The sequence below is a fragment of the Bacteroides hominis genome (genome assembly GCF_033042785.2).
GTDB classification, from domain to species: Bacteria; Bacteroidota; Bacteroidia; order Bacteroidales; family Bacteroidaceae; genus Bacteroides; species Bacteroides hominis.
This window is the reverse complement of the sequence record NZ_CP178829.1, coordinates 272,674-288,770: the sequence shown is the minus strand read 5'-3', so window position 1 is coordinate 288,770 and position 16,097 is coordinate 272,674. Positions and strand designations below refer to the sequence as shown.

Here is a 16,097-nt window from a genome sequence, read left to right as displayed (position 1 = left end):
GATAATAGCTTATGAATCGTACTTTCTGTTTTGTTCCGGTTCGCAAAGGGAGTAGAGGTATTCCCGGTAAGAACCTGCGTATGCTGGGAGATAAACCTCTGGTATGTTGGATTATCGATACCATCCTTGCTTCCGGCATAGCGGACGAGGTATGTGTAGCGACAAATTGTGATGAAATGGAAAGTTTGATACGAGGCCGTTACAAAGGAGTTGTACAGATATTCAGGCGCAGTGAGTGGAGTGCAAGGGATGAGGCTCCCAGTCTGGAAGTTGTACAGGAATTTTTCCATTTTCGCAAGCCGGACCGGAATGATGTTTTTATTTTGTTACAGGCTACTTCTCCTTTTACGATTGCACAAGAACTAAGGGGGCTTGCAGAAGAGATGAAAAGGGGTGAGGCGGATTCCTATGTTGCCTGTTGCCGTTTGAAGAAGTTTCGTTGGAGTGATGAGGGGAGACCTTTGGACTATTCATTCGAAACCAAACCTCGCCGGCAGGAGTACAAAGGTTTTCTGATAGAGTCGGGAGCTTTCTATGCTTCTACGGTGGGGAGAATACTGGACTCCGGGCAGCTTCTTTCGGGAGTTGTGAAGGTGGTGGAGATCGGGCCTGCAGGGGTGATAGATATCGATGAAGAAGCGGACTGGAGACTGGCTGAACATTATATTGAAACCGGGCTTTAATAAAAAAAGATATGGATAGACGGGACTATTATGTGGAGTATTATGAAGTACTGGATAGGGTGCTGTCTGACTACGTGAACCATTTGAGGGAAGAGAAAGAGTATTGGCTGAAAATGGGGAGGCATGATGTGGGCGTGCCTTTGATCAATTTACTATTCTGGCAGTTCACATGGCATAGAGAGGAGTACGACCGGTTACGTAAAGAAGGAAAGAGCTGTGGGGAAGCATTGGGTAGCGTAAAGGAGATACTGGCCGATAAGCAGGTGGAAGAATGGGAGCGACAGGAAGAGGAATACAAAATCTACGACCATGAATGGTATGAAGCACTGGCACCTTATGGCGGGCAGTTGGTGATTTATATTTATAATGCCCGTCAATTGGCTTATCTGACTCCGTTGATTGAACGTCTGGAAGAACCGGTGTTGCTCTTGTCGGAATATGAGATTCCGGATGAAACGGAGTTGCCGGACTTTGTAACGGCCATTACTCTTGAATTTACCAAAACAGCTCCATTGGTTAATCCATTCCTGAAAGAGTGGTTTCCCTTGATTTTTCAATATGCGAATACATTTGATATATTGATGAGGATCTTGCAACCTAAAGGATTGATTTTTCTGGAAGGCTGCCATTACCAGCAGTTATTGCTTGCCACCATAGGGCGTGATTATGGAATACCGACCTTGTGTATCCAGCAGGGATGGCCGTCATTGATGCACACAGCTTTCAGGAGGATGCCTTACCGGTACTATCTGATGTGGGGGGAAGGTTTCCGGACTTTGTGGGAGAAGCATAATCCTCTGCCGGACTTTGTTCCGACGGGCTATATGTATCAGGTGGAACCGCGTAATGAGACGAAAAAGGAGTGTGTTACTTTTTTCTTGCAGGGACCTTTTTTTCTGAGTGACAAAAAGTATCTTCAAGAGATGATCCGTCTGATAGGGACGGTAGCCGCGGAATTTCCCGTCCGGCGGTTTCTGGTGCGTGAACATCCTGAGTTCAGGATAGGTGAGGAGGTACGCATGGAATGGGAGCAGATTCCCAATATAGAAATGGTAAGGGATGAAAAGCTGGCAGAGGTATTTGCCCGCACACGGGTAGGGGTGGCACACTATTCTTCTTCTTTAATGGAGGGAGTGGCGCACGGTGCTGTCCCGTTGGTGTACGATCCGACCGAGGGATCGCGGTATTCTCCGGATGTGGAAGCCGAGGGGCTGGGGATGATAGCGAAAACGAAAGAGGAGTTGATCGGCGGTTTGTCCCGGATACTGGAGAATTATGGAGATTTTGAACAGAGGATGGAAAAGGGGCAGCCTCTGTGGTTTCAGGCAACAGGAGAAGAAACTCTCCGGAATATGGTAGGGTTTATTAAAGAAAAAATGCCTCCTGTTACTTTGAAGGAGATTTATGTGGTTGATGCGGATACGTTGACACGCGAATGGCCCGTCGGGGTATCGGGGTTATTGCGTTGTAAGAATTGTGAGGATTTTTTGGAGATGTGCATTGATTCGTGTATCGACGGATTGGATGAGTTGATAGCTGTCTATCATGATTGTACGGATCGTACGCCGGAGATTCTCAGGCAGAAGGCGGCACAATATCCGGATAAAATCAGGGTCTTTGAGTATCGGCCTTCTGTATATCCGATCGATCTGGATGATGAGGAGTTTGAGAAGGCAAAGCTGTTGCCGCCCGACTCTATCCATACGTTGGCAGGTTATTGCAACTATGCATTGTCGAAAGCAAGCTATCGGTACGCAGTGAAGATCGATGCCGATCAGGTTTATTTTACGGATCGGCTGAAACATATCTGTGATGCTTACCGTTCTGATAAAAAAGTGCGGTTCAACGTGGCGGAATGTATCTCTTACAACCTGTATCGGGCTTATCTGGACTCTTTCAACCGTATAGAGATGCGACCGTTCAGGTGGCTGGAACGAATTGCGTTGTGGACACATGCGTTGTATGCTTCTTATCTGGAGAAGATGATCATCCGGTATAAAGTGCCTGTCTCGATGTCGGGCATTAACTTGTTCCGGAAAGACCGGGAGTGGATGGTAGGGTTGGGGCAGGAACATCCGGAGCCTGACTGCAAAGAGATACTCCCTCCGTTTAATGGCGTGCGTGATACTTTCTTTTTTGAGGTGTCTGCGGACCGGATATTCAGGTATATGACGGAAACGAAACCGGATGGCCGTCATCGGGGACTGGAAGTGATGCGCTGTCCGAATGAAATATTGGATGCCGGCTTTTGTTGGTTTCATTTGCGTGCCCTGATGAAGGAGCATGAAGAGGGCTATCGGCAGTCTTACCGGAAACATCCGGAGCGGTTTATACCTTTGGGGACCTTTGTGAAGCTGTCGTACAGGAGTTTACAACAGAGATATAAACCTTTTGTTGCCGTACGTTGGGCGGAACCGGTATTCGCTTATTTCTTTATGGCGGGTAAAGGAAGGATTCCGTGGAAAAAGTTGAAAGAGATAGAATGAATAGTGGCAGATAAATGTGTTTCGCAGCTTGATAAAAGATAGATGGTGGATGGATATATTGATTCTTTTTTATAATACGATGTGGGGATTCCCACTCGAGTTCCGGAAGGAAGACTTACCCGGGGGCTGTGTGATAACGACTGATCGCAACCTCCTTTCAAAGGCGGATGCCGTGGTTTTCCATTTGCCCGATTTACCTTCGGTGATGGAGGATGAAATCGATAAGCGGGAAGGACAGATTTGGGTGGGATGGAATCTGGAATGTGAAGAGAATTATAGTTGGACCAAGGATCCCGAGTTTAGAGAGAGTTTTGATTTGTGGATGGGGTATCATCAGGATGATGATATTGTGTATCCTTATTATGAACCGGATTATGGGAAGATGCTGGTTGCGGCACGGAGGAAAAAGCCTTATAAGAAGGCATGTATGTTTATCTCGAGCGATATGAACCGGAGTCACCGGCAAGAGTATCTTAAGCAATTGATGCAGTATACCGACATCGATTCGTATGGGAAACTATACCATAATTGTGAATTACCTGTTGAGGACCGGGGACGGGATACACTTCTTAGTGTGATTGGGGATTATCAGTTCGTAATAAGTTTTGAGAATGCGATAGGGAAGGATTATGTAACGGAAAAGTTTTTCAATCCTTTGTTGGCCGGTACTGTTCCGGTCTATCTGGGAGCTCCCAATATCCGGGAGTTTGCTCCGGGAGAAAATTGCTTTCTGGATGTGTCGGCTTTTGATTCTCCTGAGGGAGTAGCTGCTTTTATGAATCAATGCTATGATGACGAGGCATTGTATGAACGTTTTCACGCATGGAGGAAGCGGCCTTTATTATTGTCGTTCACAAATAAGTTAGAGCAAGTCCGGAGTAATCCGTTAACCAGGCTTTGCCAAAAAATACACGAACTAAAATTGAGAGGGATATGAAGGAGGTAAAAAGACCGGTAGTTTCGGTGGTGGTTCCGGTCTATAATACGGAACTTTTTCTGGAGGAATGTCTGCACTCTTTGGAGAAGCAGACTTTGACGGATATTGAGATCATTCTGGTGAACGACGGATCGACGGATAATTCCGGAGAGTTGCTGCGGGAGTATGCGGGTAAGGATGCTCGTTGCGTTTATGTGGAACAGGCGAATCAAGGACTTTCTGCTGCACGGAATACCGGAATAGAACATGCATCCGGGCATTATCTGGCATTTCTGGATAGTGACGACTGGTTGGCGGAAGATGCTTTGCAGGTGCTTTGTGCTATAGCGATGAAGACCCGGACGGACATTGTCTCAGGAAATACATTGGCGGTACATCCGGATGGGCAGGTGCGAAGTTGGGAAAGAAGGAGCAGGGAGTTGTTTGCGGCGGGAACCGTGGTGTCTGGAAGTACGTATTTCTCAAGAGTGATGGATTGCAGATGTTATGTCCCTATGGTGTACAACTATTTATATCGGAGAGATTTTATTGAGCAAAACGGTTTTCGCTTTGAGCCGGGGCTGATTCATGAGGATGAATTATGGACTCCGCAGGTGCTGACAACCGCTCAGAAAATGACGGTTGCCGATATTGATTTTTATTATTACCGGCAGCGGGAAGGATCGATTATGACAGCGACAGCAGCGGGTAGGCGGATTGCTTCCATTCAATTGATTATTGAGAAGTTACTGGAATATAGCCGTAAACATTTGTTTGAGAAAAAACATAGAGAGGCAAAAGAAGCGCTTTATGTGAGGCTGTTGCAGATATATTCTACCGCCTGTACATTGCATCCGGACGGAACTTATACTACTTTGTACGATAGGGCGGGAGAAATGCTTCGTGTTTGTGAGGAACTCAGTCGGCAAGAGTCTCTTGGAAGATGGTATAGTGAGGAGATACTGAACAGGATGAAACTGTACTATGACCGGCTCCAGACGATGGAAGGATAAGGGGCTATGGCAGGGAACTGAATCACTTTATTGTATGTATGTTGGACATCGAAAATCGTAGTATATCATGAAAGATATTGCAATGCTAAACAAAGCACCATTAGACTTCTTCGGATGTAATTTTTGTCTTGTAGAGAAGCATCGTATGGCTTTTGTCCTTATCTCGAAATGTGGACTCACTTTTTTGGAGAATATAGCTATCTATGCGTCTATAGGTATGATTCCTGATACGGAAGATCAGACTCATTTTTATATCGCCCGGGTAAAACCCGAACGTTTTTTGGTACCGGTTTCTGAGATGTCCGGTTATGAAAAGGAGCATAAATCGTATTTGAAGGTAGCGGTTTGGAGGGATCCGGTGGAAAGACTGATTTCTGCTTATAAATATTTTATACTTGAACGTACTTTTAACCGTTATATGTATATGTGTAATCTTTATCAGGATCATTCTTTTGAACGCTTTCTTTCGTTTGTTGAGTTTGAATTGGGGAAGACAAATCCGTTGTGGCAGGATGAACATATACGCAGGCAATCTGATTTTTATACTTCTGCTGATGTGGACTGTATCGTACCACTCAGTAAATTAAACTGTTTCTTAGAAGAGAAAGGAGTTGATATACCTGAGGAGAGGTCGAATGCGACATCCGTTCAGTTTGAGCTGAGAGATGAGAAACAGATAGCACGGATAAAAGAACTTTATCGCCTCGACTATGAAATACCTGTCAGTTATTAAAAAAGAAATGTTATGGATGCACAGATAGAAAAGATAGCAAAATCACTTTATTTCTCCTACAGACAAACTGACATAGGGCTGTTTTATGGAAAGATGGGATATTGTCTTTTCTTTTTTCATTATTCTCATGTTGCCGAATCGCGAATTTTTGGAGAATTTGCCGAAGAGTTGCTGGATGAAGTGATGGAGTATGTTCGCTTGGGTATGCCGGTCGGTCTGTCTTTCGGATGGGCTGGCATAGGTTGGGGGGTAGAATATCTTGTCCGGTACGGATTTGTGGAAGATGCCGGCAATGAAGAACGGAATAAGATTGATAAGAAAGTGATGGAATATGATGTCAGGCGTTTGGATGACTACTCTTTAGCTACGGGACTGGAGGGCATTGCGTGGTATGTCCTGCTTCGATTGTCTTCGGGGGATAAATGTGTACGGATCAGAGAAGAAACCTATTTGTTTGATTTGAGCAATGCTTGCGAAAGAGTTTTAAAGAAAAGGCAGTATAAGGGCATGCTTTTGCTGCTGAATTTTCTGAACGGGAAACAGATAAATTATCCTTTCAGGGAATTTTTTTCACAAATTCCGGGAGAAGCGCATTATATTCCGGATATGTGATGTATTTTTGCTACGTAGACTAATATTATGAATAAATGAAGCTAAGTTCTTTTCCTCATTACCTCCAGTTGGACGCTATGGATTGCGGCCCTTCCTGCCTTCGCATGATTGCGAAGTACTATGGTAAGAGCTATTCCCTGCAGACCCTCCGTGCACGTTCTTTTATTACCCGTGAAGGAGTTTCCATGTTGGGCATCAGTGATGCGGCGGAATCCATCGGTTTCCGTACTTCGGGGGTCCGTATCTCTTTGGAGCAATTGAAAGAGGACGTACCGTTGCCTTGCATCCTGCATTGGAACCAGAACCACTTTGTGGTCTGTTATGATATAAAGAAGAAGCGCAGTGGCTACCGTTTCTATATCGCTGATCCGGCACGTCAGTTGATTTCGTACAGTGAGGAAGAATTTAAAAAGTGTTGGTTGTCTACCAAGGTGAATGGAGAAGAGAAAGGAGCTGCACTTGCGCTTGAACCGGGCCCGGAATTCCAAGGGCAGGGGGACGAGGAAGAGTCCGGCAGTCGCAGTCTTCGTTTTTTTCTTAAGTATTTGTCTCCTTACCGTAAACAGTTGATACAGCTCGTTCTGGGAATGCTGACAGCGAGCTTGCTGCAACTTATCTTCCCATTTCTGACACAGTCGTTGGTGGATGTGGGTATCCGTGACGGTAACCTGAACTTTATCACTCTGATCCTGATTGCACAGCTGGTGATCTCCGTTTCGCAACTTTCGGTCGAGTTTATCCGTAGCTGGATCATGCTTCACATGAACACACGTATCAACATCTCGCTGATCTCTGACTTCCTGGCGAAGTTGATGAAGCTACCGCTCCATTATTTCGATACGAAGATGATCGGTGACATTATGCAGCGTATCGGTGACCACGGACGCATCGAGAGCTTTCTGACAGGCTCGTCCATCAGTACGCTTTTCTCTTTCGTAAACTTCTTTATTTTTGCTTTTGTGCTGGCTTATTATAATCTGGGTATTCTTGCCATCTTTCTGGTAGGCAATTCACTCTATATCTGCTGGATTCTTGTGTTCATGAAGTACCGGCGTGAACTGGATATCCGCCGTTTTGCCCAGGCGGCGGGCGAACAGAGCAGTTTGATTCAGCTGGTGACTGCCATGCAGGAAATCAAGCTGAACAACTGCGAGAAGCAAAAGCGCTGGCAGTGGGAGCGCATTCAGGTGAAACTTTTCAAGATCAGCGTGAAGGGACTGGCATTGGGGCAGGTTCAGCAAGTGGGCTCTGTGTTTTTTAATCAGACAACGAATATCGTAATTTCCTTTATTGCTGCCAAATCGGTTGTGGAAGGGGATATGACTCTGGGTATGATGATGTCTTTGACGTATATCATCGGTCAGCTAAGTGGCCCTATCGGCTCTTTTATCGGCTTTGCCCAACAACTTCAGGATGCAAAGATCAGTCTGGAACGCTTGAACGAGATTCACGGTCAGAAAGATGAAGAACAGGATATCACTTCAAAACTGACGGTTCTTCCGGATCGGCGTGATATTCGTATTGAAAATCTGTCGTTTAGCTATGACGGGGCGGACCGTGACTATGTGCTGAAGGATGTGAATCTGGATATACCCGAACATAAAGTGACAGCGATCGTGGGGGCGAGTGGTAGTGGTAAGACTACACTGATTAAGTTGATGCTCGGTTTTTATACTCCGAATAAGGGGGATATCAAAATAGGTGAGACTCCTCTGGATGTGGTGAATCCGCATCTCTGGCGTGCGAAGAGTGGTTCGGTGATGCAGGATGGCTTTATTTTCTCTGATACGATTGCGAACAACATTGCTGTTGGTGAGGAGCAGGTGGATGTGGAACGTTTGCGCCATGCTGTGACGGTTGCCAATATCCGTGATTTTATCGATTCTCTTCCTTTGGGCTATAATACGAAGATCGGAATGGAGGGGAACGGCATCAGTCAGGGACAGCGACAGCGCCTGCTGATAGCCCGTGCGGTTTATAAGAATCCGGAGTTCCTGTTTTTCGATGAGGCGACGAATGCACTGGATGCCAATAACGAGCGTGAGATTATGGAACACCTCCATACATTCTATCGGGGTAAGACGGTTGTGGTGGTAGCACATCGTTTGAGTACGGTTCGTGATGCGGATAAGATCGTGGTGCTGGATAAAGGTGCTGTGGCTGAAGAGGGCACTCACCGGGAACTGACGGAGAAGAAAGGATTGTATTATCAGTTGGTGAAGAATCAGCTGGAGTTAGGAAGTTAGGTATGGAAAAGGAGCACACACATAAAGAAATCGAGCTTCGCAGTGAAGAGGTACAGGAGGTGATGAACCGTGTTCCGGCGTGGATTCTGCGTAGTGGCATTACGGTATTGTTTATCATCGTAGTGGTGTTGGTGGCAGGCAGCTATTGGTTTAAATATCCGGATGTGATAACTGCGGAGGTGACGGTGAGTACACAGGAGCCTCCATCTTATGTAATGGCACGTTCGGCCGGTAGATTGGCGGACCTGTATGTACAGAACGGCCAGGAGGTGAAGCCGGATATGAATTTGGGTGTAATAGAGAATACGGCTCGTGCGGTGGATGTGTTTTCTTTGAAGGGGAAGATGCAGAAGTGGAAGCAGGAAGGATATACACCGGAATCGGGGAAAAGCCTTTTTCTGCTTTCGGAGACCGACCGCTGGCGGCTGGGTGAGATACAGTCGGCTTATGCAGGATTTGTGAGTACCCTCTCCGAGGTGGTTCGTATGAAAGAGTTGGGATATTATGCAAAGAAGTTGCAGTCACAGAAAGAATTGCTGGCTACACAGAAGAAATATTATGATCAGGTTCGGAGGCAATATTTTCTGATAGAGAAAGAATATGCTTTAGCTCATGCCTCATATGCAAGAGATTCGATTCTTTATCATCGTAAGGCGATGATTATTACGGAGTTTGAACAGTCCGGCAGTCGCTACTTGCAAAGCCTTCAGTCAAAGGAATCGGCCCGTATGCAGTTAACTCAGGTAGATATGCAGATAGAGCAATCGGAAGAGGCATTGCTTGATCTGGAAAAACAGGCGTTTGAAGAGCAGCAGACGCAGGAGGTGAATCTGAGAAATGCTACGGATCAGTTGTTGGGTCAGCTTGCGGCGTGGGAACAACATTACCTGCTTCGAAGTCCGGTCGGAGGAAAAGTTACTTTTCTGAATGTGTGGAGCGTGAATCAGTATGTGGAGTCGGGGGCTACCGTTTTTGTGGTTGCCCCGAAAGAGGAATCCTTACCTGTAGGGACGGCATTGCTGCCTTTACAGGGATCGGGTAAAGTAAAGGCCGGACAGCGTGTGAATTTGCGTCTGAATAATTATCCGGACCAGGAGTTTGGTTATGTAAGGGGGGAGGTGAGAAGTGTTTCGCCTCTGCCGACGGCGGAAGGCATGTATGTGGTCGATATTGCTTTGCCGGATGGGTTGACAACCAACTATGGAAAGATGCTGCCGTTGACTCGTGAGATGAAGGGAAGTGCGGAAATTATCACGGACGATCTTCGCCTGCTGGAAAGATTGATTATGCCGCTACGAAAAATTTTCATGGAACAAAAATAGGTCAAAGTAGCTTTGGAGCTATATATAATAAGGTGTATCTCCGGATCTTTGTAGAAAATGCTTCGGAAATTTTCATTTATCCAAAACCTTTTAGTTTCGTTGGTGTTATTTAAATAGTTTCAATAATAAATAGGAAGATTTGTAATAACCACTTTAACTATTAAGGTATATGAAAAAGATTCTAATGCTGCTGGCTTTAGCCGGCGTTACATCTGTTGCTTCAGCGCAACAAACTACGATTACGGGATACGAAGTTATCCAGGTACAAGACAAATATCAAGTGATCACTAACTCCTTCTGGGATAACTGGTTCTTTTCTATCGGTGGCGGTGCCGAAGCCATGTTTGGTGACAACGACCATGCCGGAAAGTTCAGAGACCGTATCAGTCCGACATTGAATGTGGCTGTCGGTAAATGGTTTACTCCCGGGTTGGGATTGCGATTGCAGTACAGTGGCTTGCAGGGGCGCGGCTTTGCCCATTCGGAAACAGCCGATTTTGTGAAGAGTGGTAAACTGGCCAATGGGTATTATAAACAGAAATTCAACTATATGAATCTTCATGGTGACGTGATGTTCAATTTGAATGCTCTGTTTGGCGGATACAACTCTCACCGTGTATATGAAATTATCCCTTATTTGGGAGCCGGTTTTACTCATTCATACTCTAAACCTCATCGTGAGGCATTTGCTATGAACGCAGGTATTATCAACCGTTTCCGCGTATCGAGTGCGGTAGATATCAATATCGAAATCGGTGGTATGCTGGCTGAAGATAAGTTTGACGGAGAAATTGGTGGAAAACATGGGTATGATGGCGTTGCCAGCCTAACTGCAGGTCTGACTTACCGCTTCCCGGCCCGGGGATTTGCCCGTCCGATGCCACAGATTATCTCTGAAATAGAATTGGCCAATATGCGTCGCCAGATGAATGAAATGGCTGCTGCCAACCAGTCACTGCAACAGCAGTTGGTTGATGCACAGAACCAGCCGGTGGCAGAAGTTGCCGAACAAGTAGTTGTAACGGATGCTAATATTGCTCCGCGTACTGTATTCTTCACAATCGGTTCTTCTGAACTGTCTCCGCGTGAAGAGATGAACTTGTCTTATCTGGCTGCTAAGATGAAAGAATTCCCGAATACACAATATACCGTATACGGATATGCTGACTCGGCAACCGGTACTCCTGCATTCAATAAGGAGTTGAGCCAGAAACGTGCTCAGGCTGTTGTCAATGCATTGGTTAAGAAATACGGAGTAGATTCCAGCCGCTTGAAAGTTGATGCCGGAGGTGGTGTGGATAAATTCGGTAAACCTATTTACCTAAACCGCGTTGTATTAGTAGAGTCTGCTAAATAAATTCAGACTCAACCTTCTTTAAAAGAAAGCGCCCTGTTGCCGGACTGGTAACAGGGCGTTTCTTTTTTTATTTATTGAATCGCTTTACTTGTTCGTTAATCAGTTCGGCATCATCGAAATAGTTTATCTTCATGGCCTTACGAACATCGGATAACGTATCGGCAGCGGCAGCTCTTGCCACTTCACAGCCTTTTCTCAACATTTCGTAGATGGCAGGAATGTCTTTCTCAAATTCTTTCCGGCGATTACGGATAGGTTCCAGTTCTTCTTGCATAATAGCGTTGAGGAAGCGTTTCACCTTTACATCTCCCAGGCCGCCGCGTTGATAATGAGCTTTCAGTTCATCGAGGCTCGGATAGTCGGGCAGATAACGTTCGAAATGTTCGGGACGGCAGAAGGCATCCAAATATGTAAATACGGTATTACCTTCGATTTTGCCCGGGTCTTGCACCCGTAAGTGATCGGGGTCGGTGAACATGCTCATTACTTTCTTCTGTACCTCGTCCGCTTCTTCGGAAAGGTAAATGCAGTTGCCTAACGATTTACTCATTTTGGCTTTTCCATCGGTACCCGGCAGGCGCAGGCAGGCTGCGTTGTCCGGTAGAAGGATTTCCGGCTCGACTAATGTTTCTCCGTAGATATAATTGAAACGGCGGACAATTTCTCTGGCCTGCTCGATCATGGGCTCCTGATCTTCACCTACCGGTACTGTAGTGGCACGGAAGGCAGTGATATCGGCAGCTTGGCTGATGGGATAAGTAAAGAAACCTACAGGAATGCTGGTTTCGAAGTTGCGCATCTGTATTTCCGTCTTCACGGTAGGGTTACGTTGCAGGCGTGATACGGTGACGAGATCCATATAATAGAATGTCAATTCGCACAGTTCCGGAATCTGGGACTGGATGAAGATTGTCGACTTTTCCGGATCGAGTCCGCAGGCCATATAATCGAGGGCTACTTCAATTACGTTTTGGCGTACTTTTTCAGGGTTATCGATGTTATCGGTCAATGCCTGCGCATCGGCGATGAAGATGAAAGTTTTGTCAAACAAGCCGGAATTCTGTAGTTCGACTCTTCGTTTCAGTGAACCTACGTAGTGTCCGATATGGAGTTTTCCGGTAGGACGGTCACCTGTCAATATGATTTTTTCTTTTCCCATTATTTTTATTTTTAATCGAAGGACAAAGATAGTCAGAATCAGCTGAAGTAACAAATAAAACGAATATTCTTACCAGATTCCTTTGTAATTATAGAAATAAGTCGTTACTTTGCACAAACTTTGAAATAGCAATGAATCAACAGGAAATCAGAAGCAAGTATTATCTCCGTTCGAGTGTATTTCACCCGGAATCAGCCTACTTCTTCTCTTTTCTCCAAAAACGATATTTAGTTCTTTGGTAATGCGTTAGTCCTTTATTGAGGGTAACGCATTTTTTTTGTGCGGATACGTAGAAATAACAACTTATAATGACAATAAAAGAAATGGAAAAGGAAATGAAAAAAGTCCTTGTTTTGGGTTCAGGCGCACTCAAAATCGGACAAGCCGGAGAGTTTGATTATTCCGGTTCACAGGCACTGAAGGCCTTGAAAGAAGAAGGCATCAATTCGGTATTGGTCAACCCGAACATCGCAACCATTCAGACTTCCGAGGGAATTGCTGATAAGGTGTATTTCCTTCCCGTGACTACTTATTTTGTAGAGGAGATTATTAAGAAAGAACGTCCCGACGGCATTCTTCTCGCATTCGGCGGACAGACTGCCTTGAACTGCGGTGCAGAGCTTTATACACAAGGTATTCTGGATAAATATGGTGTGAAAGTATTGGGTACTTCGGTTGAGGCTATCATGTATACGGAAGACCGTGACCTGTTTGTGAAGAAGCTCAACGAGATTGATATGAAAACTCCGGTCAGCCAGGCTGTAGAAAGCATGGAAGATGCTATTGCTGCTGCACGTCGCATTGGTTATCCGGTGATGGTTCGTTCGGCTTACGCGCTGGGAGGACTCGGAAGTGGTATTTGTGCCAATGAAGAGGAATTCCTCAAATTGGCTGAGAGCTCATTTGCTTTCTCTAAACAGATTCTGGTGGAAGAGTCGTTGAAAGGATGGAAAGAAATTGAGTTTGAGGTGATCCGTGATGCGAATGACCACTGTTTTACGGTAGCAAGCATGGAAAACTTTGACCCGCTGGGTATTCATACCGGCGAATCGATCGTGGTAGCTCCGACTTGCTCATTGGATGACAAGGAACTGAAAATGTTGCAGGAACTTTCAACTAAATGTATCCGCCATCTGGGTATTGTAGGTGAATGTAACATTCAGTATGCATTCAATTCGGATACGGATGATTATCGTGTGATTGAGGTGAATGCACGTTTGAGCCGTTCTTCGGCTTTGGCTTCGAAGGCAACCGGCTATCCGCTGGCATTTGTGGCCGCTAAGGTGGCATTAGGCTACACACTCGATCAGATAGGTGAGATGGGCACTCCCAACTCGGCATATGTGGCTCCGCAACTTGATTACTATATTTGTAAAATTCCTCGTTGGGACTTGACTAAATTTGCCGGTGTATCTCGTGAGATCGGTTCAAGCATGAAATCGGTTGGTGAAATCATGTCGATAGGCCGTTCGTTTGAAGAGATTATCCAGAAAGGTCTTCGCATGATCGGTCAAGGCATGCATGGGTTTGTCGGTAACGACGATGTGCATTTTGAGGATCTGGATAAGGAGCTTTCTCACCCGACGGATTTACGTGTTTTCGCTCTGGCTCAGGCCATGGAAGATGGCTATACGATAGAGCGTATCCATGAACTGACAAAGATTGACCCGTGGTTCTTGGGCAAACTGAAAAATATCGTTGACTATAAAGCGAAGTTGTCTGCTTATGATAAGGTAGAGGATATTCCTGCAGACGTATTGAGGGAGGCCAAAGTGCTGGGCTTCTCTGACTTCCAGATTGCGCGCTTTGTGTTGAATCCGGCAGGAAATATGGAGAAAGAGAACCTGATGGTACGTGCCCGTCGTAAAGAACTGGGTATCCTTCCGGCCGTGAAACGCATCAATACCATTGCTTCCGAACATCCGGAACTGACAAACTACCTTTATATGACTTATGCGGTTCAGGGTTATGATGTGAACTATTATAAAAATGAAAAGTCAGTAGTTGTGTTAGGATCGGGTGCTTATCGCATTGGTAGCTCGGTTGAGTTCGACTGGTGTTCGGTAAATGCTGTGCAGACTGCTCGCAAACTGGGATATAAATCGATTATGATCAATTATAATCCTGAAACGGTGTCTACTGATTATGATATGTGTGATCGTCTGTACTTCGACGAACTTTCGTTCGAACGTGTGCTCGACGTGATTGATCTGGAACAACCTCGCGGTGTGATTGTATCCGTAGGTGGACAGATTCCGAATAACCTTGCCATGAAACTGTATCGTCAGTCTGTTCCGGTATTGGGTACTTCTCCTGTTTCTATCGACCGGGCAGAAAACCGTAATAAGTTCTCTGCAATGCTTGATCAGTTGGGTATCGACCAGCCGGCATGGCAGGAGCTGACCAGTCTGGAAGATGTGAAAGGTTTTGTAGAGAAAGTGGGCTATCCGGTACTGGTTCGTCCGTCTTATGTACTTTCGGGAGCTGCGATGAATGTTTGCTATGATGACGAGGAGTTGGAGAACTTCTTGAAGATGGCTGCTGAGGTATCGAAAGAGTATCCGGTAGTTGTTTCTCAGTTCCTTGAAAATACCAAGGAAATTGAATTCGACGCAGTGGCACAGAATGGAGAAGTGGTAGAATATGCTATCTCAGAACATATCGAGTTTGCCGGAGTGCACTCGGGTGATGCTACGCTGGTATTCCCGGCACAGAAAATCTATTTTGCAACAGCACGCCGCATTAAGAAAATCAGCCGCCAGATTGCGAAAGAGCTTAATATTTCGGGACCGTTCAATATTCAATTCCTGGCTCGCAACAACGAAGTTAAAGTTATCGAATGTAACTTACGTGCTTCACGTAGTTTCCCGTTCGTTTCTAAGGTGTTGAAACGTAACTTTATCGAGACTGCTACCCGCATTATGCTCGACGCTCCATACAGCCGTCCCGATAAGTCGGCATTTGATATCGACTGGATTGGAGTGAAAGCTTCTCAATTCTCTTTCTCACGTTTGCACAAAGCCGATCCGGTTTTAGGTGTAGATATGTCGTCTACCGGTGAGGTGGGCTGCATTGGTGACGACTTTTCTGAAGCACTGCTGAATGCAATGATTGCTACCGGCTTTAAAATTCCTGAAAAGGGAGTGATGTTCTCTTCAGGTGCAATGAAGTCGAAAGTCGATTTGCTGGAAGCAAGCCGCATGTTGTTCAACCAGGGATATAAGATTTATGCAACAGCCGGAACTGCTGCTTTTCTGAATGCACATGGTGTAGATACTACTCCGGTTTACTGGCCGGATGAAAAACCGGGGGCCGAGAACAATGTGATGAAGATGATTGCCGACCATAAGTTCGACTTGATTGTGAATATTCCCAAGAATCATTCGAAACGTGAGCTGACAAATGGTTATCGTATCCGTCGTGGTGCGATCGATCATAATATCCCATTGATAACCAACGCGCGTCTGGCGAGTGCATTTATCGAAGCATTCTGTGATTTGAAGCTTGAAGATATTCAGATAAAGAGCTGGCAGGAATATAAATAGTACTGTCCGTAGCGATAAATAATAA

Annotated in this window: 11 protein-coding genes; 10 read left to right on the top strand and 1 reads right to left on the bottom strand. The window is 45.5% G+C overall.

Annotated features, from left to right (window positions below; all coding sequences use genetic code 11):
• Nucleotides 1–11 precede the first annotated feature (11 nt).
• The 9 genes from R3O62_RS01280 (at nt 12) to R3O62_RS01240 (ending at nt 11,368) form a co-directional block, all read left to right on the top strand.
• Complete coding sequence (locus tag R3O62_RS01280; RefSeq protein ID WP_217738114.1) at nt 12–683, top strand: acylneuraminate cytidylyltransferase family protein; 672 nt, start codon at nt 12–14, stop codon at nt 681–683.
• 11 nt (nt 684–694) lie between these two features.
• Nucleotides 695–3,169: a hypothetical protein gene (locus R3O62_RS01275; RefSeq protein WP_317473011.1), complete on the top strand. Its 2,475-nt coding sequence runs from the start codon at nt 695–697 to the stop codon at nt 3,167–3,169.
• A 49-nt stretch (nt 3,170–3,218) separates the two neighbouring features.
• Nucleotides 3,219–4,106: a glycosyltransferase family 10 domain-containing protein gene (locus R3O62_RS01270; protein ID WP_032541894.1), complete on the top strand. Its 888-nt coding sequence runs from the start codon at nt 3,219–3,221 to the stop codon at nt 4,104–4,106.
• Nucleotides 4,103–5,098: a glycosyltransferase gene (locus tag R3O62_RS01265; protein WP_032536217.1), complete on the top strand. Its 996-nt coding sequence runs from the start codon at nt 4,103–4,105 to the stop codon at nt 5,096–5,098. Before R3O62_RS01270 ends, R3O62_RS01265 begins: the two co-directional genes overlap by 4 nt.
• 67 nt (nt 5,099–5,165) lie before the next feature.
• A complete protein-coding gene (locus R3O62_RS01260; RefSeq protein ID WP_220576099.1) occupies nt 5,166–5,831 on the top strand; it encodes a sulfotransferase family 2 domain-containing protein in 666 nt (221 codons plus the stop codon).
• Between the two features lie 12 nt (nt 5,832–5,843).
• Complete coding sequence (locus R3O62_RS01255) at nt 5,844–6,443, top strand: hypothetical protein (RefSeq protein WP_032536215.1); 600 nt, start codon at nt 5,844–5,846, stop codon at nt 6,441–6,443.
• A 35-nt stretch (nt 6,444–6,478) separates the two neighbouring features.
• Nucleotides 6,479–8,689 carry a peptidase domain-containing ABC transporter gene (locus tag R3O62_RS01250; RefSeq protein WP_022011532.1) on the top strand — a complete coding sequence of 737 codons (2,211 nt, stop codon included), beginning with the start codon at nt 6,479–6,481 and terminating at the stop codon, nt 8,687–8,689.
• A gap of 2 nt (nt 8,690–8,691) precedes the next feature.
• On the top strand, nt 8,692–10,011 hold the full coding sequence (locus R3O62_RS01245; protein ID WP_032536214.1) for an HlyD family secretion protein: 1,320 nt from the start codon (nt 8,692–8,694) through the stop codon (nt 10,009–10,011).
• A 169-nt stretch (nt 10,012–10,180) separates the two neighbouring features.
• A complete protein-coding gene (locus R3O62_RS01240) occupies nt 10,181–11,368 on the top strand; it encodes an OmpA family protein (protein ID WP_234070593.1) in 1,188 nt (395 codons plus the stop codon).
• A 67-nt stretch (nt 11,369–11,435) separates the two neighbouring features.
• Here the strand turns inward: R3O62_RS01240 and trpS are convergent, their stop codons facing one another.
• Nucleotides 11,436–12,527 (bottom strand): tryptophan--tRNA ligase, encoded by a 1,092-nt coding sequence (trpS, locus tag R3O62_RS01235; RefSeq protein WP_032542437.1) that lies wholly within the window; start codon nt 12,525–12,527, stop codon nt 11,436–11,438.
• A 323-nt stretch (nt 12,528–12,850) separates the two neighbouring features.
• On the opposite strand from trpS, the gene carB reads away from it, so the two are divergent.
• Complete coding sequence (gene carB, locus R3O62_RS01230; protein WP_005811211.1) at nt 12,851–16,072, top strand: carbamoyl-phosphate synthase (glutamine-hydrolyzing) large subunit; 3,222 nt, start codon at nt 12,851–12,853, stop codon at nt 16,070–16,072.
• Nucleotides 16,073–16,097 lie beyond the last annotated feature (25 nt).